This is a genomic window from Legionella drozanskii LLAP-1 (assembly GCF_001467585.1).
Taxonomy (GTDB): domain Bacteria; phylum Pseudomonadota; class Gammaproteobacteria; order Legionellales; family Legionellaceae; genus Tatlockia; species Tatlockia drozanskii.
Window position 1 is genome coordinate 44,121 of the sequence record NZ_LNXY01000008.1, and the last position, 19,629, is coordinate 63,749.

Sequence of the window (19,629 nt, forward strand, 5' to 3'; positions counted from 1 at the left end):
CAAAACTTTTCACTGAATGATTAAATTCGACGAAGTGCTAGATATACAAACAGATTTTTCTGGGCCTATTATCCTACACCTGATAGATCAAAATGGTTATGGGGATGTTAGCTTGGGTATTAAAATTGCCAAGTTTTTACTTAGAAAGTATCCTCAAGCATCTTTAAACATTATAGGAGATAAAACCTCTTTCACCAAAATAAAAGAAATTGCCCCCGATTTTTTAAACACTAAGCAGTATCCTAATTTAGAATTTTATGACAGAAAAGAGTCGTGGAAGCTACCAAGATACTTCTTTGAAGAAGCAAAGTTGGAAATTGAAACAGCCATTTTTGACAACTCACTTAATCGCAACAAATCATCAACACCTCATACTAAAATATTTATTGGGGAATACGGAACTTACGAAAATTCTCCTTACAACCCCCCCGTTATTTCTTTAAGTGGCAATATTGGTAAAAATTATCCAGGAATACTCATTGAGTCTGATTTACAGCAATTTTCACGTCTGGAACCCATTGTTAAGAACGTGAAAAAAGCCAAGATTCTTTTTAGGATGAGTGATTCATTATTGCAGAGACAAGTTGTGGGCAAGGAAGGTGGTGATCCAGATCAATTCATAGGAAAAAATGGTTTTGCATTCGCCTATTATAATCTTCCAATAAGTTATAAAAGAGCTGCTGTCATATTTGCAGCAAGCAATGCTAAAGAGCATGCGAATTATTTTATAAGTGCCCCGCATAAAAAAGCTCAATTTATTTTAGAAATGTTAAATGACAATAGTTTTAAAGCCGTTTTAAAAAAAATGGGTTATAGCAACTTGTTTTTTTATAATAAAAACTCTGAAAATTCTAATCATATTATCTTGCTCGACAAATCAAACCGTGGCGGAAGAAAATTTAATGTTTTTCTCAGAGATAGATTTCCTCAAGCTTTGACACTTGATCTCATGCGTCTATCAGATTTATGCGGCGTTGCCGGTGATCAATGTTTAACTGAGGCTATTTCCTTGGGTATTGTTCCCATACCTGAAGAACAATATTGTCAAATTAACATTATTGATCAAATTGTTAAATATTTTTATAAAAATACAGTAATGCAAGACATATATAACCGTACTTGGAAAAGGCAGAGAGAAAGAGATATGAATTCTTGGATAGAAGCGGGGCAAATAATACGTCAACGATATAAAGAGACCACTGCAGTCCTCTTTAAAATTCAAGAAGAAGCGAATTTATATTGTTCTTTAGACAATCGATTGAACTTAGAATTCACTAAAGATCATTAAATTATCCATTCGATATAGCGATGGGTGATTGAATTATAGCTTGAGCCAAGGCCCTGAGGTATCGTCACTTTTTTTTGAATAAGATTTGGAGCCAAATCCAGTGTTTTACTGAACGTTCAGCCTGATGAGGAGCGCCAGCGATGTCTCGAAGGCCTGTCCTGAGGCACTCGAAGGGGGCTTTTCACCAAGACTTCGAGACAGCGCTACGCGCACCCGAGCATCCTGAGGCTCTCGAAGGACTTAGCCCGAACGGAGCGAGCTACGGATTGGAGCAACACCTGGTTTTGTTCAAAAAAAAGTGACGATACCTCAGGCCAAGGCCCACCAACATTCCTTCGAATAACAGCTAGGCTCATGGCATGTTTTTTGCCTCCTTAATTCATTGCTAATAATCACTTTTTAATTTAATAATAATAACGATTAGATAAATAAAAGGCTAAGCAAATGAGCAGGGAAGAACTGTCAATAAAACCAAAAATAAACGCAGACTATGCCAAAATTTTGACTCCAGAAGCTTTGGATTTTTTTGCAACACTTGAGCTTGAATTTGGCTCGAAGCGCATTGAACTTCTTAAACTAAGACAAGAAAACCAAAAGCAATTTGATCAAGGTATCTATCCTAATTTTCTCAAAGAAACAGAGCCGGTCCGCAAGGCAGATTGGCAAGTTGCCAAAATTCCACATGACTTATTAGATCGCCGCGTTGAAATTACCGGACCTGTTGATCGAAAAATGATTATTAATGCTTTAAACAGTGGCGCAAAAGTATTTATGGCCGATTTTGAAGACTCAAATTCGCCTACTTGGGATAATTGTATTCAAGGACAAATTAATCTTTGCGATGCAGTGGATAAGACCATTTCTTATCGAAATCCTGAAAATAATAAGGAATATAAGCTTAATAATGAAATAGCTACGCTCATGGTAAGACCAAGGGGTTGGCATCTTTCTGAGGATCATGTACTCCTAAATGGTCAGCCCGTATCGGCATCAATTTTTGATTTCAGCTTGTATTTTTTCCACAATGCCAAAAAATTAATGAAGCAGGGCAGCGGTCCCTATTTTTATCTTCCAAAAATGGAATCCCATTTAGAAGCTAGACTATGGAACGAGATCTTTAAACAAGCTCAGGCACTACTTGGTATTCCCCAAGGAACAATTCGCGCAACAGTATTAATTGAAACAATTACTGCCGCATTTGAAATGGATGAAATCCTGTTTGAATTAAAAGACCATTCAGCGGGGTTAAATTGCGGTCGTTGGGATTATATTTTCAGTTTTATTAAAAAATTCAGAAATCATGCTGAATTTGTTTTACCCGATCGTCAAGAAGTAACTATGACAAGGCATTTTCTTCAGTCCTATGTTCGGCTTTTGACAGCAACCTGTCATCGCAGAGGCGTGCATGCGATGGGCGGCATGGCTGCACAAATTCCTATCAAAGGCGATGAAAAAGCAAATCGAGAAGCCATGGAAAAGGTGGTGGCGGATAAAAAACGGGAAGCAAATGCCGGTCAAGATGGTACTTGGGTTGCTCATCCGGGATTAATACCTATAGCACTTGAGGCTTTCAATGAATTGATGCCTAATGCAAACCAAATTAACAGAGCCTTACCACATTATGAGATTACCCAAGAGGATCTCTTACGAGTTCCAGATGGAAAAATAACTGAAAAGGGCATAAGAAATAATATTAGCGTAGGAATCCTATATTTACATTCATGGCTTATGGGGAATGGATGCGTTCCGATAAATCATTTAATGGAAGATGCTGCGACTGCTGAAATTTGCCGATCACAATTATGGCAGTGGCTAAAGTTTGCCGCTGTGCTTGAGGATGGTAGAAAATTCGATAAAAGTTTATTTAGCCATATGGCAGCAGAAGAATTAGCAAAAATTAAATTGCAATTTGCTAAAATATCAGAAGAGACTGAATTGGAAAATGCGTATCAGTTATTCATTGGTATGATTACTAAAGAGGATTTTGATGAATTTTTAACTCTGCCAGCCTACTCCATATTAGTTAATAAACAAAGGAAACAATACTATGAACCAGCAAGAACAAGCGAATCAACTAAATAAGGATTGGAAATCAAATCTTCGCTGGGAAGGAGTTCAGCGTCCTTACAGGGCCGAAGAAGTCATTAGATTAAGACCTTCGCTAAAAATCGAATATAGCATCGCGAAACATGGTGCTGAAAAACTATGGTCAATGTTACAAGAAAATGAACCAGTTACTGCTTTAGGTTGTCTAACAGGCAACCAAGCTATACAAGCGGTGCAAGCGGGACTTAAAGCAATTTATTGCTCAGGATGGCAAGTGGCAGGCGATCACAACTCGGCGGGACAGATGTACCCTGACCAAAGCTTATATCCCGTTGATTCTGTTCCTAAATTAGTTGAAGCGATTAATAATGCTCTACAACGCACCGACGAAATTCATGGTTTGGAAGGGGACCGTACTACAAAATGGTATGCACCTATTGTTGCCGATGCTGAAGCAGGTTTTGGTGGCAATTTAAACGCTTTCGAACTCATGAAACACATGATTAGAGCAGGAGCTTCAGCAGTTCACTTTGAAGATCAACTTTCTTCAGCAAAAAAATGTGGACATATGGGCGGAAAGGTTTTGATTCCCACAATAGAAGCGGTGAACAAGTTAATAGCTGCTCGATTAGCAGCGGATGTTTGTGGTGTATCTACACTTATTATTGGCAGAACCGATGCGGACTCCGCCACGTTAATTACCAGCGATTTTGATGAAAATGATCGTGTCTTTTTGACAGGTGAACGCTCAGCTGAGGGTTTTTATTATGTAAAAAGCGGTATTGAGCAAGCAATAAGTCGCGGCTTAGCCTATGCTCCTTATGCTGATATGATTTGGTGCGAAACTTCAAAGCCAAATATTCAACAAGCACGGCAATTTGCTGATGCTATTCATCAAAAATTCCCTAAAAAGATACTTTGTTACAACTGCTCGCCTTCTTTCAACTGGCAAGCAAATCTTAAAGAGCATGATTTAAAAACATTTAGAGAACAGCTGTTCGAGATGGGTTATAAATACCAATTTATCACTCTCGCAGGCTGGCATAGCCTTAACCTTGGCATGTTTGAAATTGCTAAATCTTATCGAGAAGAGGGGATGCTTGCTTATTCTCGCATGCAGCAGAAGGAAATGTCCCAAGAAGCTCAAGGTTTTAGGGCGACTAAACACCAAGCTTTCGTTGGCACAGGTTATTTTGATGCTGTGCAAAACACTATTATGCAAGGTGAATCTTCAACTACGGCTTTAAGAGGAAGTACCGAGCGTGATCAGTTTCATAAGAACTAAGATAAGCGATAGACTCACCCATGGTTTCAAACTACGGGGCTCCGGCCCCGTTTTCGCGGAGGGTGGGGGATGTTAACCCTCTAAAATCTACAAAAGAGGGAGACCAGGACTGGCGAGTATGCGTTGTACTTGCTAAGATAAATAAATAAATAAATATTTTAGGTCATTCCTCTTGAATTTTTATGCAAAAAAATATTTTTTTAGACTATATTAAAAGATTCAGCTTATTTCATTTTCAAGGAGTCAATCGTGAGCAAATCAAATACACCAAAATTAAATTCTGAAGAGGATAAAATAAAACAATCCGTAGATGAGGGTATCGATCAAGCTGATGCCATGTACAAACAAGCGAAAGACAAAGCCAACGAATTGTATGAAGAAGGGAAGCAGGCTGTTTGTGATGCGCAGGATTATTTCAAAGAGTCTACTGACAATCTGATTAGACATGTGAAAGAGAATCCTTTAACCTCTTTATTAATCGCCGGCGGTGTTGGCTTTATTTTATCTTCTCTGCTGAAGAAATAATGAAATTTTTCGAGCATGCAAAAGGTTTTTTTTCTAATAAAACCGAGTATTCAAAAGGAATTTATGCTCTGTTTAAACTAGAAGCTAAACTTGCCGGATTAAATCTTTTACCTTTTCTTGTTGGCCTTATTGTCCTTCTTGCGCTGGCCATTACTGTTTGGCTGACATTCATGATTTTAATTGGCTATGTCATCATTCTTCTCAGCAAACAACCCTTAACTGCTATTATTTCAATATTAGTGTTAAATTTGGCACTAGCACTTTATCTCATTCGTGATATGAAACAGCGGCTACAGGAAATGAGTTTTGCACGTACAAGAAATTGCCTAAGAACCTCAGAGGAGGGAGATGAAAGTGAGTCAACGGAAAGAGCTGTTGAATTCAATAGCCATATTAGAGACGAAAGTTAAGTCTGCTAAAAAAAATGAAATAAAGCATAGACATTATTTCGCTCGATTAATTGGCCGCAACCCTTATTTAGTGGCAGTTCCGCTTGTTCCTGCTTTTTTAGGCGGATGGAAGAGTGGTAAATTAGCTCGTGGTCAAGGTGGTCTTCGATTAAAACAATTTGGTAAATATGGATTTGCTACTGTTTTCAATTTAATTCGCCACTATAAATTAATATGAATGATAATTTAATGGAAGTTGCAGGTTCATTCGAGATGGATTTAAATACAATAATTTAAGGTCAGACAGAGAGTATTCTAGCTGATTACGATCAGATATAAACAAAATTATTGTCTATATTTTTTTTATCATCTATCGAGATTTAAATCCAACCAAAACAATTGCTTCTTGATCATTATCATGACCGAATTTATTTAAATTATCTATTTCCTTTTTAACATGTTCAGATAACTCTTGGACAAAGTTATAACGACCTTTTGATGTTTCAACAAGCTTAAACTCGTTTAAATAAGCAGTACAACGAGATTGAATTATCAGCAGTTTAGATAGTCTATCAACCACTGTGCAATCGGGTTTTAATTCTTTATAAGCTGCAACTGCATCTTTGATATTCTGAGCCAAAATTGAAGTTCCTAAACCTATAAAACCAAGGTCCCATAAAAGAATATGACCATGATAACTTTTTGTTATTGGTAAATCAGTGGGTGCTTTGTCATTAGTAAGTCTTACATAAGCAAAATCGCGTCCGTTTTTTGCAGTAATGCCATCGACTCCATGGATAGTACTGATGGATTTTTTAGCGGCGATAATTTTATCAGAAGCTTCTTGGTCATGCAGTGCTAAGGCACTTCCCATTTTTTTCCATGATGTAGCGCTTTTTGTCTGTTTTAACTGACCTTTTGGAGTGTAAGACGAACCAACTTCTAATAGGTCGATAGTCACTTCTTTGGCTTCGATTGCGTCAGGGACAAAATTACTTAAGACGTTGTTCCAAACAAATCCAACTGTATTAATAATTGCTTGTACGTGTTCTGAATGGAAGAGGTCAGCGAATTTTGCAAAAATTAAACCACCAACCAGGTTTAAAGGAGCCAATAAAATATCAGTCACTAACCATTTTACATCACTTGGATTAGGTCCTCTGCCATATTCAGCAGCTTCATGAGCCATTTTTATTGTAGAAATAATGGTTGAAGTATAGGAAACAAAGCTAATGAATCCTAAAATTACTGCTGGAAGGGCCAAAGGAGGGAAAGCAAAAGACAGAAGAGCCAATATCGCTGCGGTTACACCCGTTGCTAATCCTATAAACGAAGTAACTGTAGTTACATCTTTTGCAATAGCATCGAGCAGATTCATTTTTTTCGCGTTTACATAATGGATATCAATGAGGCGTTTAGATAGAACCTCGAGTTGCTTAATTTGTTTCTGCGCATTAGGATTTGCTTGATCTCTTAGGGCATAGCAAAGCAAGGTTACGTCACGGTGAGCTTGCAAACAATCGAAACGGGTTTGCATGTTTAGCAGTGAGGAATAGTTTAAGGTTTTGCGAAAATTTTCTTTAACTTTATCAAGATCTGGCCCGTCAATACTTTCTAGCGTTTTAGTGATAGCTTTTAATAAACAACGCTCTTTTAAGGTATTAAAGAATCTTTTATATTGTTTCTCAAATTCTTCTATTTCTTTTTTTTGGTTAGAATGACTCTTTTTAGCATCTTTAATTAATTTGTTAATTTCTTCAAAAGCATTGTTTTTATTTTTAGATTCTTCATCAATATTTACATCGATATTTGTTTCAAAAAAACGGGTTCCAGACCATAATTTCGGATAATTTAGAATGCCATATTGGATGCCTTTTATTTGTTCGTGATTAATGAAAGAGGGTGCATGTTTTTTTACCCAGGAAGCATGCTCTTCTTGAATGTAATTATTTATGCTATCCAAATCACTATTTAATGTAATTCTTGGTAAAATATGAAAGGCCATTTTACAATCCTAAAACAACAGTCCTAGCTTCAATTATACCTAGCATAACTTAAGAGAAGATTACCTTTTTTATACAAAATTTTTTAAAAAATAAGATGCAATACATGTTCTTTATTCAGTTGACGAATGATGAAAATTTGATTAGCATGCATTCTTTCCACTCCTCAGGTTAATTAATATGTTCTTTTTCACAAGACTTCAAACTCCTCGCTTTTCTTCAACGGACTATGAAAAATTAATTGAAAGGATGTTAGTCGACGCTGCAATACTAGAAGGTAGCAGCCATAAATATAATGCTCTATTGAAATTAAAAGGTCATGTTGCAAAGATGGCCGCTAGCCTTCATCAATTAAAAGGACTTTCAAGTTCTGCAACTATAGAGCCACTGGAAAAATGTATTCAACAAGCAATATTTAATACCATTGATAATAAAAAAACAGATCATAATGAAATAAAGAACCGCCTTGCTCACCTAAAAGAGGACCTCAATAGTGAAGAGGGTAGAAAAATAATTTCCGGTTTGTTTATGTTCACTAACGGTTTGCTAACGACTGTAAGTGCTGTTGGCATTATTATTTTTGGTGCAGCCATGACAACAGGTCCTGTGGGCATGGCTTTGCTAGCATTAACCATGGCAATTGTATCTGCACTGGTACTAATGATTGCAGCGTATAGTTTATACGTAGATGGTCGCAATTTGTTCGACAAGCAGATAAAAGAAATTGAGAGTGGTATAGATTTTTTAATTGAAGAATATACTGAACTCCAAGCAGGCAATGCTGAAGAGTTAGATAACATGGGACGTGTGTACAATTAAGTAGTTAGCCTTGGCCCACCAATTCGTTAACTGAAGAAACTTGTTGTTTCACAGATTCAACGTTGGGCTAAGGTCTTACTTCCAGCGCTCGTGGAGGGTTAAGCTGCTGGATATATTTTGCTACACGCAGCACTTTGAAGTTAACTTTTGACGGTTTGCTGTTGTCCCTGTGGTCATGCTGATTGATGACAATCGTTTTCATTCATCATGGCTGCCAATACATTGATGATACCACTTCACCACTTTCCTAAATGAGCACCGCCATCCACATGTAGAGTTTCTCCAGTAATAGTTTTGGATTCGGTTAAAAAGAAGATTGCCTCAGCTATCTCACTCGCTTCTGATAAGATTCCCATTGGCGAAAGTGTACGTAAAAAATCGTTGGGAGTATTTTTGTGTAACGGCGTATCTACGGTGCCAGGAGCTACTGTATTAAAGCGAATACTATCTTTTGCGTACTCCATGGCAAGGGAGCGGGTCACTGAATCCAAACCACCCTTTGTAATCATTGGAAGAGAGGCATTCATCCCAGCTATTGGATTATCTACTAAAGAAGCGGTAACGGTAACGATGCTGCCTCCGCCTCCTTGTTTTAGCATTTGCTTAATCGCTAATTGTGTTACATAAATAAAACCTGCCACATTTGTAGAAAGAAGGCGTTTAAAATCATCCGCTGTATATTCTATGAAAGGCTTAGTAAAGAAAATACCCGCATTGTTAACGAGGGCATCAATGTTTCCGAACTCACTAATCGCTAAATCAATGATTCGCTTTGCTGTTTCTGGTTGCCCAATGTCCCCATCAATCAGTTTCAGACGATCAGAGGGTTTAAAATGTCCTGACTCGGAAATATGTCGCGAATTCGCAACTACTTGATATCCTTGGTTGAGAAAAAGCTCGACAGTATCTGCTCCAATACCTTGCGATGCCCCGGTAATAACGATGGTTTTTACGTTACTCATTCCTCTCTCCCTGCGTCACTTGAAGGCGCTAATTATTAGTCTAGTATAGTTACCAAAAACAGATAGAGCGGGGTTTCTTTTATAAAACGAAGGATTGCTGTGTTTGCAGATTTTGCCTCTGTTCGCTGTGTTTTTGACCTTTTCGAGTGAACAAGCCGCAGGTTTGATTTAATTCCACAGGCAATCCCGCACTAGCTAGTTCTTGACAAAGTAATCGTTGAGCAGCAATGGGTAATTTTTTTAAGCCTTCAAAATCCAAGGTAACTGATTGTATATAAAGAGTATCCCAATAAGCTGCATCGTGATAAAAACCACTTGTCTCGCTATTTATTTCTCGACAATTCTTATTCCAAGTATCATGGATCCTCCCGGATTTTATAGCGTCAAGATATTTAGCTACAGCGGCTCTATCATTTTTAATCATGACATCTTCAATTTCACTATCAATTAATAAATAAGTATGGCCATTAAGTGGATGATTTTTTCCAATATTTGTTTTGAAGGATGTCTGCGTTTCATCAGTAAAAACAATGACGACTTGAACTTTCACTTCGAGGCCGAATTTTATAGCCTGACTAAAAATTTTGATGAGAGCTAGATCTTTATGATTATCACAGGTTCCACCGCCGGCTGCATAGGCTGATTGAATAGAATGATAGGCGCTCTTAAAGATAGTAACTTCTCTAATCCAGGAATGAAAAATATCTTTTATTTCTTCAGAAATAATTGTGGCTGATATTTTTTTCAAGGTTAGTGTAATCGATGCTTGCCATTTTGTATTTTTCTTTAAAATTTGCGCATAAACAGCATTCATTTTTGGAACATCAATCTCAAAGGAGGACATCGTTTTTTGATCGATTAAACAAGTAGCATTATTACCCTCTAAACAAGACGCGGGAATTAATTTTCCCTCTCGCGCACCTAAACGAATATCTGGTTTATTGAAGGTTGCTAATGAGCTTTCTTCACAATCTTCTTTGTCATTTAGAGAACCTTTAATTGGTTTTTTATTATCATCTTTTACTGTCGTTGATTGCGAGAGTTGCTCGTTGACTTTAATGGCATAGGCGCCACTGATGCTCATTAAAAAGAACAATGCCATCCATTGCTTTGGCGTTAATACATTGACAAGACTGAGACCTAAGCCATAAAAACCTTTGTTTCGCGGTTTCTTATTTTGTGGTTTTTTTCGCAGGCAGGGGGGTGTACAATTAAGTTTGCGTCCCTGTTTGATCGGTCTAATAGGCTTGGTTTTGACTTGAGTGGCACGACGAATCTGATCTTCAGATCTCGGTTTATGCTTTTCTTTGATGATAATCTGTTTTTTCTTGAGTTGACGCATGCAACATCTCTCGGTAGAAAAGAATCAATACGATATAGTATATAGAAATATCAACTGCATCCATCTAGAGGAGTTATGCCAATTTTTGATCTCAGTACCTATACTAATCAAACCTTTACTAAGCTTGTGCTTGAAGATACAAAAATCGAGTTTATTGAATTTCAAAACTGTCAATTTAAACACTGTAAATTCAGAGAGGTTATTTTTAATAAAGTAAAATTTACTGATTGTGATTTTGAATCTTGTGATATATCGCTCTCAAAATTTCCAGGCTGTAAATTTTCGGAAGTTTCTTTTAAAAACTCTAAACTCTCGGGAATAAATTGGACAGAATTGAGCTGGCCCTTAGTAAAGCTTGCGAGCCCGCTTTATTTTTACGCCAGTAATCTAAGCCATTCGACTTTTTTCGGTCTAGATCTTGCTGATTTAATTATTGAGAATTGTAAAGCAACAGAGGTTGATTTTAGAGAGGCCAATTTAAATCATGCGAGCTTTACAGGTAGTGACTTACAAAACAGTTTGTTCATGCACACAAACTTAAAACATGCTGATTTCACCGATGCGATGAATTATTGTATTGATACCCAATTAAATAGGATTACCAAAGCAAGCTTTTCATTCCCAGAAGTTATTTCATTATTAAGCCATCTTGATATAAAAATTAATGGTTGGCAAAGCGATTAAGACAAAACTCCATCCTCGGATGATTCCTGGTTCGAGTCATGCGCTTGCATCCCTAAGTTCTTCTTCAAAATCCACTTCACTTTGAGTATGCGTTTAGCTTACTCTAAAGAACTAGAGCTTTTGAAATATAAAGTTAATAGCCTCATATTTGGAGAGAGGGATTTGAAACAGCTTCCATTTGATATTTACAATTATACTTCAATTAATAATTGGCGTGGTGTTGCTGAAATAACAGTTAACGCTTTGTTACTTATTTTTGGATTATTTACTTTGTATTGGGCTATATCAAATAATTATTGGCTTTTATTCATCTTAATAGTTCCACTTAGTTTTCTTTTTGTTCGTCTCTTTATTCTTCAACATGAGTTAGGTCATGGAAATCTTTTTAAAAAGAAAAGACATAATGATTGGGTAGGTATATTTACCGGCATTGTCCTTTTCACGCCTTATTATTATTGGCAAAAGGCACATCTTATCCACCATGTAAGTGGTGGAAATTTGGATAGACGCCCATGGGCAGGAGATATCGAGGTTCTTAGCGTGAGAGAATACAAGACACAAACTAAATGGAATCAATTGTTATATCGTTTATATCGAAATAGTCTGGTGATGTTTTTTCTCGGGAGCATTTACGTCTTTATGATTGATCAACGTTTTTTTCGTCAACGAAAAGGACTTGGTAAAAAAGAGCGACGAAGTGTGATTGTAACTAATATAGGCATTGTTATTCTATATGGCTCTCTAATTGCATTGGGAGGGATAAAATTTTTTTTGATAGCAATACTTTTACCGCAATGGCTTAGCGGAGCTTTGGGAATTTATTTATTTTATGTTCAACATAATTTTAAAAATAGATATTTTGTTTCGAGTAAAGAATGGAATTTACAAGATTCAGCCTTAAAAGGAAGTACTTTTTATGATTTACCTCAGCCTCTCAAATGGCTAACAGCCAATATTGGTTATCACCACATACATACATTAGTACCCCGAATTCCCTTCTATAGGTTGCCGAAATGCCATGAAGAGAATAACTGTTTTCATTCTGCACCACGATTTGGGTTAAAACATATGTCGGAACTGATTTCTCTAAAGCTTTACGACGAAGAAAGAGGGGAAATGGTTACTTGGAAAGAATATAAAGCTAATTACCTCTAAGCTTAAGAAATTGAAAAGAATAAAGGCCTAAATAAAATACAGGTTATCGAGAATAATTAAGAATTTTTCTCATAAGATTATATTGCGAGCTATACTTAAAAGAGAACCCTCTTTATCAAGGAAGACATGATGCTTGGCACTATCATATTAATTTTATTAATTCTTTTTCTCATAGGTGGATTACCAACTTGGGGATATAGTAGAGAGTGGGGATATCGACCAGCCAGTATTATTGGACTTATCTTGGTGATATATCTCATTTTGGTTTTATTAGGTAGAGTTCCATTAGGGTAATTAAAATGCAGGCTACGTATAGTTCGAAAACTATTGGTACTGGAAGACTTCTGAATCTAGAAGAACCTTACCAGTTATCCCTAAGCATTGAAAACACCGACTCACCATCTGATAAAAGTATTCCTCCAAAACCGGGCAGGGGCCCTGAATCCCCTGCCACTGGCGATCCTTCAGGGCCAGGTATTGAAAATCCTGATCCTCCAGATACGGGCAATCCTTCGGGCCCGGGTATAGACCCTGAATCACCTGTTACAGATGATCCTTCAGGGCCTGAAACTCCTGACTCCCCTGATACAGGCAATCCTTCTGGACCTGGCAATGATACCCCTGACTCTCCACCTGATACAGGCAATCCTTCGGGACCGGGCATAGACCCCTGAATCTCAATAACGGCGTATACGAACGAAGCCATTTCGGACAACATTGGTTCATTTTTTTTTGAATTCCCAGAAATTCCTGTTATAAGCAGATCAAGTAAATCCATGTGGTCGTCTTGGCGGACGGACCCAAGCAATTAGATATCAATAAATGTCAGTTGATTATTAAGTTATACAAGGTCAGGGAACCTACTGTTCAAGAAATTTGTCAAGTGGATGGGCATTTCAAAACCTACTCTGTATCTCTATTTACGTGAAATAGCTAGCGAGGCAACATGATTAATTGGGCGAAGAATCCTAATTTATATAGAGTAATGATATTCCTCATCCACCTATTTTTTTTAAAAACAGCAATATCTGCAGAGGTTTGTCACAAAACAATTCTTACAAAGCAATTGCGTCAATCTATTTTGTTAACCAAGAATGAATTTAATATCAATGCTATTTCCTTTGCCATAAAACTTCCCAATGAGAATAGACCTGTTGTTATTAATATAGGAACAACAGAAATGGGGAATAAAAAAAGGATTACAGACAATAATCTATTTCAGGTAGCAAGCATTACCAAAACCTTTACTGCTGAATTGATTGCAGAAGCAATCATGCAAAATCAAATTAAAAAATCAGATACGATTGGAAAATTTTTTCCACAATATAAAAAATGGGCAAATGTAACAATTGAGCAGTTAATTAATCAAACAAGTGGAATAGCAGATTATGACCAAACAAAGGGATGGTGGAAAAAGCTAGTTAATAATCCACATAAAGAGTGGTCTGCAGAATCACTTGTTAATATCGCTTATTCTATGCCAGAAAATTTTAAACCAGGATCTGGTTGGGCCTATTCAAATACTAACTATGTCCTATTAGGTATGATTGTCAGTAAAACAGCAGGTTACTCCATCAATACATTAATGAAAAATCTCTTTAATAAAACTAGGCTCACAAATAGTTATTTTTTGAATGCAAATCCTCCAAAACCAATCATGAATGAAATGACTCATGGATATTATGGAATTGATGATCAAACACAAATTAACACCTCATGGTTACAGGGAGCAGGGGGAATTATCTCAAACTCAGAAGACGTAACGAAATGGCTGCTCCAGCTCTTTACCCGGAATGATTCTATTGGATTTCCAATAACAAAATTTGCACAATTCGTACGCACAGATAACGGAAAAAATAGTCATACGATCACAGAAACTGCCTATAGTTTTGGATTGTTTAGAATGAACACGCCAGAAGGCTTAATCTATTTTACTCCAGGCTTAACAGCAGGGTATACCAGTATGATGGTGTATGCTCCTTGCTTAAATGTTTATTTTTCCTATTTGGCTTCGCGTGGTCCAATGGAGGGATTTCACAAAAAAATGTTAATGAGCTTGATGAAATTGGTAAAACAAAACTTGTCTCACGACAAAGTATACGCGCCAAAATATTGCACCGGATTAAAGCCGAGCAATAGGTTTGTTTTTCCAAAGATTGGCTGATGATCGAAGTTTATGACACTTATAACCGAAGAGGCTGTTCGTGAAGTTATTTCCCCGGATCTATATGATTTAGAATAGCTTTACCTAAATCAAGCTTTCGTCTGCGGTGAACGCAATAGTTAGCCAAAGTTGTGGACTATCACCACCCATAGCATCCCTTATTTCGCGACGAATAGCATCAAGGCTTTCGATGCTTGAAATAGGGTGTTTTGGTGGCACAACAAAATGTATTTCAATAAACTGCGCCCGACCTATCTTTGCTATATAGCTAGCATAGGTTTTGAAACCTTGTCGTTTTGTCAACTCATCTAAAAATATTCTTATTTTCAAATCGAGGTCAAAAGGAGCGACAAGAAACACATCCCGCACAGCGTCACGTACTGCGGCCATAGGAACAAAAATTAAGCAAGAAGTAAGCACAGCTAAAAGAATAGGGTCGAAATAGGGGGTAAGATGATGATAAGAAGTTCCCTCAGTAAGATTAGCAATACCAAATGCAACCAAAAGTGCGGAAGAAATAGAGGCCGATATCAACCAGCTTTGTCTATCAAGCCTTAAAAATTCGGAATTAAGTTTAAGATTTGCCTGTCGGATATAGATATACATTATTATTGATACTATAGACATTAATAAGGCAAAGCCAAAGGCCCAGTCGAAGTTCAATTCGCGCCCTCCGGATAGCAAGCTACCAATGGCATTAATGAGTGCATAGGCGCAAATCAAGATGAGCGTACTTCCATTAAAGACAAGCACCATGGGCTCTACATGCCAATAACCGTATTGGAATCGACGGCTACCTTTGCTAGTCAACAAACGTGCTACCAGGAGTGATAATATGGACATAGCAGTATCAACCATATTAAACATACCATCGAATATAATGGCTAAGGAACCAGATACCAATCCAAAAAAAATGCCTGCCACAGCAAGAAGAAATGTTACCACTATAGAAATTTTGAGAATTCGCTGCTCATGAAAATCTGACGTTCTGGTAGTCATAATTCGGTACTTCCAATAGATTTGTTGCTTTGGTTGATTCAATAGTTTTGTAATGAAGCTGTATTTATACTATTCAAATGATTCGAGGCAAGTTATCACAGCCTTACTTAAGATAATACCCAAGTATAGCAATAATAACGGAAATCAAAACGTTTAACCTCCAAAGAATTTCGTGACTTTAAAAATTCTAATTTTTTGATGATTTTCTTCTCGAACTTGGGATCAAAATGACATGTTTTAGCAAGCTCAATTGAATCTGAAAAACCAAATAGGCTATATTTTAAAACGTTTTTTATTAATAAAATGGCCTTGGGGATGTTTAATTATACCTGAAAATTTTCCCTTAAATTTAAAGCAATAAGGGTATCAAATGTTTTTGTTAGGAAAAAAGCTCTAGTTTTTCAGTCTGTGACAGATTCAACTCTTATTGATATTATGAACAAATTAAATACTCGTACTAAAAACCATTAGGCTACAAATAACCAACTAAACTTTTTATGCAGACTTAAATAGGCATTATTATGATAATTGAAACTGAGCGACTGTTGATAAGACCTCCCAAATCAGGGGATGCAAAGCCTGTTAATCTTGCTATTAATCAGTCTTTAAATGAAATAGGTAGATGGATGCCTTGGGCTTCGGATCCTAGCTTAGAAACTACAGAAGATTTTATTAGACGTGGGATTAAATCGTGGCAAGAGACTCAACCTAAAGAACTCCCAATGATTATTGAGTTAAAATCAACTGGGGAAATCATCTCAGCATCTGGCTTTAATGATAAAAGTAATTTTGAAGTTCCTATGTTTGAAACAGGATATTGGATTAATACAAAGTTTTCAGGTAATGGATATATCACTGAAGCAGTAATCGCTATTACACGATTTGCTTTCGATCATTTTTCAGCAGCCCGTGTACAAATCTGTGCACAAAAAGAAAATAGTCAAAGCATTAATGTTGCTAAACGTGCTGGCTTTATTGAAGAAGCAATTTTAAAAAACTACAGAATTGATTGTTTATCCAAAAAACCTTGTGATGAAGTCATCTATGCTTGCTTTGAAAAAAAGATGTTGCCAAATCTAAATGCTTTTAGGATATTTGAATAAGGTGTTGCATTAGCGAGTGGAATCCGCCAAAGGTGCTAAAACAATAAGTCTGATTATATAAATAATCAGACTTATTGTTATCTAATTAACTCCCCGTCCTTGGGAATTCTATAAGTTTTTATTTTTAAATTGAATTGCAGTCAATTCATCAGATGGCTTATTTTATATTTTACGCACAACCAATAAGTCATCACAGCATTCATTTCCCTGATATAAAGTTTGGAAGTTAGAGCGCTGGGCAAAAAAGGATGCCGTATGCATTGCCTTATAGGGTGGTAATGGGTTGTCTGCGATAAAAAAAGTAGAGCCTGGCGCTGCCTCAGTTATAAGGGATAGTAGTAAAAGATTAAGAGCCTCCGGTTCCAGATAAGGCAAAATACGAATTAGTAAAATATTTACTGGCTCAGAAACATCCGCTTTAAGAGTAGAGGAATAAGTTAACCCCTCTTTATCGCGGCTATTTAAATTAACCAATCTTGCGTTAACCCCGTTTTGAATTAATGCTTCTTGCGCTTGCGGACTAAAATCATAGGCTGTTATTTTCCAGCCCAACTCAACAAAGGGCGTTAAAAATCTACCTACTGAGGAGCCAAATTGGAGGATGCGTTTACATGGAATATTAAGATGTCTAGCAAATTGGTAATTTGAAAAATGATTTTCACTGTAGCTCGATGTGCAGAATTTTTCGCCCAGCGTATTATAAGCTACTGCCTGGACACCCTTATCCTGAAATGCGGTATTGTAATTATTCCAATGTTCCAGTGTTAAATGAGCAGGTTTGCTTGGTTTTTCTTCTTCGGTATCAGGGCTGGCTTCATTCTCTTCTTTAGAGCCGGCTTCATTAAAGCGCCCTTTTTTTAGATGGATATCAGGGCCTTTAGGTTGCCCTGATGCACTTGGAGGCTTGGAAATATTGTCTGGACTTTTTCTTTTTCTTGATTCCTTGTTAAGAATTTTTTCTCTCACTTTACTTTCTTCGGTTCTCAAATTTTCTTATTGTAATTTAAAAATATTAAGGTTTTATTAGGAAAAAAACACCTGACTTACTCAGGCTTGATAAGATAGCAACACGGGACTGCCCCCTACTTCGAAATCAGCTCTAATCAGGAAACCGTCCTAAAACACCACTGTAAAATAGCTTATTACTCACCGAGATACTTCCCGAATAGGGGTAATCAAAACTCAGAGCCAGTGCGATATTAAAACCCAGACTTACAGCGAATAACAAGGCAGGTGTAATATTCAGAAAATTATATTCTCCTCTTATGCCGCCCAGGATAATAGCCAAAATTATCGAACCAATGAGTAGGGAAATTTTTAATGGTTCAGGTATAACGCTGTCCATTTTATTGAGCCGTTCACGGCGCGCTTGTAGGACGCTATTTATATCTGCAATAACACGTGAATAAAAATAGAATTGCTGTCGTGTCGAAGGTTGAAAAGCTTGTACACTTGCATATAAAGCTTCGAGAGCATCCGCTGCTTTTTGACTCACCTGCCCTCTTTGCATTGTCTGCCATTCATCAACTCTCACTGCCACTGTATAGTTCTTCGTTGCCTCATAAATTTTTGCTTGTGGCTCGGGAGGAAAAACAGCAATATTACGTATAATAGCGGCTAAGTAATCTGCTTCTTTCGAAGTATTATCACGCGCCTGCATTAAATAGCCCCAGGTATTTATAATTATAAAAACAAGTAAGATGGATAATCCGCCACTTAAAATATTAATGAGGGTATTTGCCAATTGCCGGTGCTCTTTATCAATAGGTCCTTTAAAAAAAAGAGTGGAGATGCGGGCCGCCACGTAGGTTATGAGTTTGTCATTTTTGAGTGATAAGCGCTTTATTAACTCGGATAAACCTGTACTTGGTACTGAGGAAGATACGTTGAAAGATGTTCGCTTCCTTCAGGGGAGTACAGAATTTAGTTACGCATTAGAAAACGGCTATAACGATCTCGTACTCGTTCTTTTAGACGCTATGAATGATGACGCTGGATATGCTCCAGGAGATAAACAACGAATCGCGGGTGAGATGCTTTTTGCAGCGCTTAAGTATCACTCCCAAAAACGGGAGGAATTCATAGGGGCAAGCACATGGATGATTATCCAGAGGCTACTTAATCAGGGTGCAGATATTAATTATAATAAGGGCTATCAACATGATACTCCTCTTTATGAATTATTATTACATCCTGAAGATGAGGATACATTTTCAAAGAGTCTGTTATTGAAATTTTTGGATTGTAAGGGCATGGAGAATGGAGAGTTGACCGTTCCCGTTAGAGTTGACAATCAATGCATTGGTGAGCTTGGTAAGATCTTTGTGAGGTTGATACCTGAAGATTTGAGAAATCAAACTAAGGCCCGTGTTGAGTCTCCACAAGACAGCACTTATCTCAAGGGCTAGAACTTCTTTAGCTCGATGCTGATGATAATAGTTTTTTGTCATCAGCATCTATATCTATACTGTATACTAAATATTTTGTTGCTTCGCCCTCCCCTTTTACCTCTACAAACTTCGTGAATAATTGCGATTTTTAGAGTGAACGTTATGTTTTTAAAAATCGACTGTTATAAGCACCTAAAAAGTAATACACAAAGGGTTGACTTTGCCGCAACGTCAACCTTTATCGTGTATCTTGTGATTAAAAGGAGCACCCCATAATGTACACAATTAAACAATTAGCTGAGATTTCAAGTGTGAGCACTCGCACTTTACGTTTTTATGATGAGATTGGTTTGTTAAAACCAGCCTCTTATGGTGACAATCAATATCGTTACTATAAAGAAGTGATCCTCCCTCGATTAACCGTACACCTTGTTTAACAGATATAATCTGAATAACGAGGAGTTACAGATGTCAA

The 19,629-nt window shown here is 37.1% G+C and carries 21 protein-coding genes; 15 read left to right on the forward strand and 6 right to left on the reverse strand.

Annotated features, from left to right (window positions below):
* The first annotated feature begins 16 nt into the window (after window positions 1-16).
* From Ldro_RS03700 to Ldro_RS03725, 6 genes are all read left to right on the forward strand, one after another.
* On the forward strand, window positions 17-1,288 hold the full coding sequence (locus tag Ldro_RS03700) for a hypothetical protein (protein WP_058495081.1): 1,272 nt from the start codon (window positions 17-19) through the stop codon (window positions 1,286-1,288).
* Window positions 1,289-1,732: 444 nt separating this feature from the next.
* Window positions 1,733-3,370, forward strand: coding sequence for a malate synthase A (gene aceB, locus Ldro_RS03705; protein WP_058495082.1), 1,638 nt, complete (start codon window positions 1,733-1,735; stop codon window positions 3,368-3,370).
* Complete coding sequence (gene aceA / locus Ldro_RS03710; protein WP_058495083.1) at window positions 3,336-4,619, forward strand: isocitrate lyase; 1,284 nt, start codon at window positions 3,336-3,338, stop codon at window positions 4,617-4,619. The genes aceB and aceA overlap by 35 nt, the downstream gene beginning before the upstream one ends.
* A 249-nt stretch (window positions 4,620-4,868) precedes the next feature.
* Window positions 4,869-5,144, forward strand: a complete 276-nt coding sequence (locus Ldro_RS03715; RefSeq protein ID WP_058495084.1) for an ElaB/YgaM/YqjD family protein — start codon at window positions 4,869-4,871, stop codon at window positions 5,142-5,144.
* Window positions 5,144-5,554, forward strand: coding sequence for a hypothetical protein (locus tag Ldro_RS03720; RefSeq protein ID WP_058495085.1), 411 nt, complete (start codon window positions 5,144-5,146; stop codon window positions 5,552-5,554). The genes Ldro_RS03715 and Ldro_RS03720 overlap by 1 nt, the downstream gene beginning before the upstream one ends.
* Window positions 5,499-5,771 (forward strand): hypothetical protein, encoded by a 273-nt coding sequence (locus Ldro_RS03725; RefSeq protein ID WP_131764420.1) that lies wholly within the window; start codon window positions 5,499-5,501, stop codon window positions 5,769-5,771. The genes Ldro_RS03720 and Ldro_RS03725 overlap by 56 nt, the downstream gene beginning before the upstream one ends.
* A gap of 132 nt (window positions 5,772-5,903) precedes the next feature.
* On the opposite strand, the gene Ldro_RS03730 is transcribed toward Ldro_RS03725, so the two are convergent.
* Window positions 5,904-7,538 carry a hypothetical protein gene (locus Ldro_RS03730; RefSeq protein WP_058495087.1) on the reverse strand — a complete coding sequence of 545 codons (1,635 nt, stop codon included), beginning with the start codon at window positions 7,536-7,538 and terminating at the stop codon, window positions 5,904-5,906.
* A gap of 178 nt (window positions 7,539-7,716) precedes the next feature.
* Between Ldro_RS03730 and Ldro_RS03735 the strand changes: the two genes are divergently transcribed.
* Complete coding sequence (locus Ldro_RS03735; protein WP_058495088.1) at window positions 7,717-8,355, forward strand: hypothetical protein; 639 nt, start codon at window positions 7,717-7,719, stop codon at window positions 8,353-8,355.
* 236 nt (window positions 8,356-8,591) lie between these two features.
* Here the strand turns inward: Ldro_RS03735 and Ldro_RS03740 are convergent, their stop codons facing one another.
* Complete coding sequence (locus Ldro_RS03740) at window positions 8,592-9,317, reverse strand: SDR family NAD(P)-dependent oxidoreductase (RefSeq protein ID WP_058495089.1); 726 nt, start codon at window positions 9,315-9,317, stop codon at window positions 8,592-8,594.
* A 79-nt stretch (window positions 9,318-9,396) separates the two neighbouring features.
* On the reverse strand, window positions 9,397-10,659 hold the full coding sequence (locus Ldro_RS03745) for a hypothetical protein (protein WP_058495090.1): 1,263 nt from the start codon (window positions 10,657-10,659) through the stop codon (window positions 9,397-9,399).
* A gap of 75 nt (window positions 10,660-10,734) precedes the next feature.
* Here Ldro_RS03745 and Ldro_RS03750 point away from each other — a divergent pair, with 75 nt between their 5' ends.
* From Ldro_RS03750 to Ldro_RS03765, 5 genes are all read left to right on the forward strand, one after another.
* Entirely contained in the window at window positions 10,735-11,343 is a 609-nt protein-coding gene (locus Ldro_RS03750; protein ID WP_058495091.1) for a pentapeptide repeat-containing protein, read from the forward strand.
* A 162-nt stretch (window positions 11,344-11,505) separates the two neighbouring features.
* Window positions 11,506-12,498 carry a fatty acid desaturase family protein gene (locus Ldro_RS03755; RefSeq protein ID WP_162263965.1) on the forward strand — a complete coding sequence of 331 codons (993 nt, stop codon included), beginning with the start codon at window positions 11,506-11,508 and terminating at the stop codon, window positions 12,496-12,498.
* A 126-nt stretch (window positions 12,499-12,624) separates the two neighbouring features.
* Window positions 12,625-12,792 carry a DUF3309 family protein gene (locus tag Ldro_RS15895; protein WP_202972523.1) on the forward strand — a complete coding sequence of 56 codons (168 nt, stop codon included), beginning with the start codon at window positions 12,625-12,627 and terminating at the stop codon, window positions 12,790-12,792.
* Window positions 12,793-12,797: 5 nt separating this feature from the next.
* Entirely contained in the window at window positions 12,798-13,172 is a 375-nt protein-coding gene (locus Ldro_RS03760) for a hypothetical protein (protein ID WP_058495093.1), read from the forward strand.
* A gap of 272 nt (window positions 13,173-13,444) precedes the next feature.
* Window positions 13,445-14,662 (forward strand): serine hydrolase domain-containing protein, encoded by a 1,218-nt coding sequence (locus Ldro_RS03765; protein WP_058495094.1) that lies wholly within the window; start codon window positions 13,445-13,447, stop codon window positions 14,660-14,662.
* Between the two features lie 84 nt (window positions 14,663-14,746).
* Here Ldro_RS03765 and Ldro_RS03770 read toward each other — a convergent pair whose 3' ends face one another.
* On the reverse strand, window positions 14,747-15,661 hold the full coding sequence (locus tag Ldro_RS03770) for a cation diffusion facilitator family transporter (RefSeq protein WP_058495095.1): 915 nt from the start codon (window positions 15,659-15,661) through the stop codon (window positions 14,747-14,749).
* A 521-nt stretch (window positions 15,662-16,182) separates the two neighbouring features.
* On the opposite strand from Ldro_RS03770, the gene Ldro_RS03775 reads away from it, so the two are divergent.
* The gene (locus Ldro_RS03775; RefSeq protein WP_058495096.1) at window positions 16,183-16,764 is read left to right on the forward strand and encodes a GNAT family N-acetyltransferase; all 582 of its coding nucleotides are present in this window, start codon (window positions 16,183-16,185) and stop codon (window positions 16,762-16,764) included.
* 162 nt (window positions 16,765-16,926) lie between these two features.
* Here Ldro_RS03775 and Ldro_RS03780 read toward each other — a convergent pair whose 3' ends face one another.
* Both Ldro_RS03780 and Ldro_RS03785 read right to left on the reverse strand, forming a co-directional pair.
* The gene (locus tag Ldro_RS03780; protein WP_058495097.1) at window positions 16,927-17,730 is read right to left on the reverse strand and encodes a hypothetical protein; all 804 of its coding nucleotides are present in this window, start codon (window positions 17,728-17,730) and stop codon (window positions 16,927-16,929) included.
* Between the two features lie 133 nt (window positions 17,731-17,863).
* Window positions 17,864-18,568: a bestrophin-like domain gene (locus Ldro_RS03785; protein ID WP_058495098.1), complete on the reverse strand. Its 705-nt coding sequence runs from the start codon at window positions 18,566-18,568 to the stop codon at window positions 17,864-17,866.
* A 22-nt stretch (window positions 18,569-18,590) separates the two neighbouring features.
* Here Ldro_RS03785 and Ldro_RS03790 point away from each other — a divergent pair, with 22 nt between their 5' ends.
* Together Ldro_RS03790 and Ldro_RS15990 are read left to right on the forward strand one after the other, a co-directional pair.
* Window positions 18,591-19,172, forward strand: a complete 582-nt coding sequence (locus Ldro_RS03790) for a hypothetical protein (protein WP_131764418.1) — start codon at window positions 18,591-18,593, stop codon at window positions 19,170-19,172.
* A gap of 257 nt (window positions 19,173-19,429) precedes the next feature.
* Window positions 19,430-19,591: a MerR family DNA-binding transcriptional regulator gene (locus tag Ldro_RS15990; protein WP_420795403.1), complete on the forward strand. Its 162-nt coding sequence runs from the start codon at window positions 19,430-19,432 to the stop codon at window positions 19,589-19,591.
* Window positions 19,592-19,629 lie beyond the last annotated feature (38 nt).

What these genes read in the sequence shown, in the direction of transcription:
- Ldro_RS03700 (WP_058495081.1), top strand. Translation starts at nt 17, where the DNA reads ATGATTAAATTCGACGAAGTGCTAGATATACAAACAGATTTTTCTGGG.
- aceB (WP_058495082.1), top strand. Translation starts at nt 1,733, where the DNA reads ATGAGCAGGGAAGAACTGTCAATAAAACCAAAAATAAACGCAGACTAT.
- aceA (WP_058495083.1), top strand. Translation starts at nt 3,336, where the DNA reads ATGAACCAGCAAGAACAAGCGAATCAACTAAATAAGGATTGGAAATCA.
- Ldro_RS03720 (WP_058495085.1), top strand. Translation starts at nt 5,144, where the DNA reads ATGAAATTTTTCGAGCATGCAAAAGGTTTTTTTTCTAATAAAACCGAG.
- Ldro_RS03730 (WP_058495087.1), bottom strand. Translation starts at nt 7,538, where the DNA reads ATGGCCTTTCATATTTTACCAAGAATTACATTAAATAGTGATTTGGAT.
- Ldro_RS03735 (WP_058495088.1), top strand. Translation starts at nt 7,717, where the DNA reads ATGTTCTTTTTCACAAGACTTCAAACTCCTCGCTTTTCTTCAACGGAC.
- Ldro_RS03740 (WP_058495089.1), bottom strand. Translation starts at nt 9,317, where the DNA reads ATGAGTAACGTAAAAACCATCGTTATTACCGGGGCATCGCAAGGTATT.
- Ldro_RS03745 (WP_058495090.1), bottom strand. Translation starts at nt 10,659, where the DNA reads ATGCGTCAACTCAAGAAAAAACAGATTATCATCAAAGAAAAGCATAAA.
- Ldro_RS03750 (WP_058495091.1), top strand. Translation starts at nt 10,735, where the DNA reads ATGCCAATTTTTGATCTCAGTACCTATACTAATCAAACCTTTACTAAG.
- Ldro_RS15895 (WP_202972523.1), top strand. Translation starts at nt 12,625, where the DNA reads ATGATGCTTGGCACTATCATATTAATTTTATTAATTCTTTTTCTCATA.
- Ldro_RS03760 (WP_058495093.1), top strand. Translation starts at nt 12,798, where the DNA reads ATGCAGGCTACGTATAGTTCGAAAACTATTGGTACTGGAAGACTTCTG.
- Ldro_RS03765 (WP_058495094.1), top strand. Translation starts at nt 13,445, where the DNA reads ATGATTAATTGGGCGAAGAATCCTAATTTATATAGAGTAATGATATTC.
- Ldro_RS03770 (WP_058495095.1), bottom strand. Translation starts at nt 15,661, where the DNA reads ATGACTACCAGAACGTCAGATTTTCATGAGCAGCGAATTCTCAAAATT.
- Ldro_RS03775 (WP_058495096.1), top strand. Translation starts at nt 16,183, where the DNA reads ATGATAATTGAAACTGAGCGACTGTTGATAAGACCTCCCAAATCAGGG.
- Ldro_RS15990 (WP_420795403.1), top strand. Translation starts at nt 19,430, where the DNA reads ATGTACACAATTAAACAATTAGCTGAGATTTCAAGTGTGAGCACTCGC.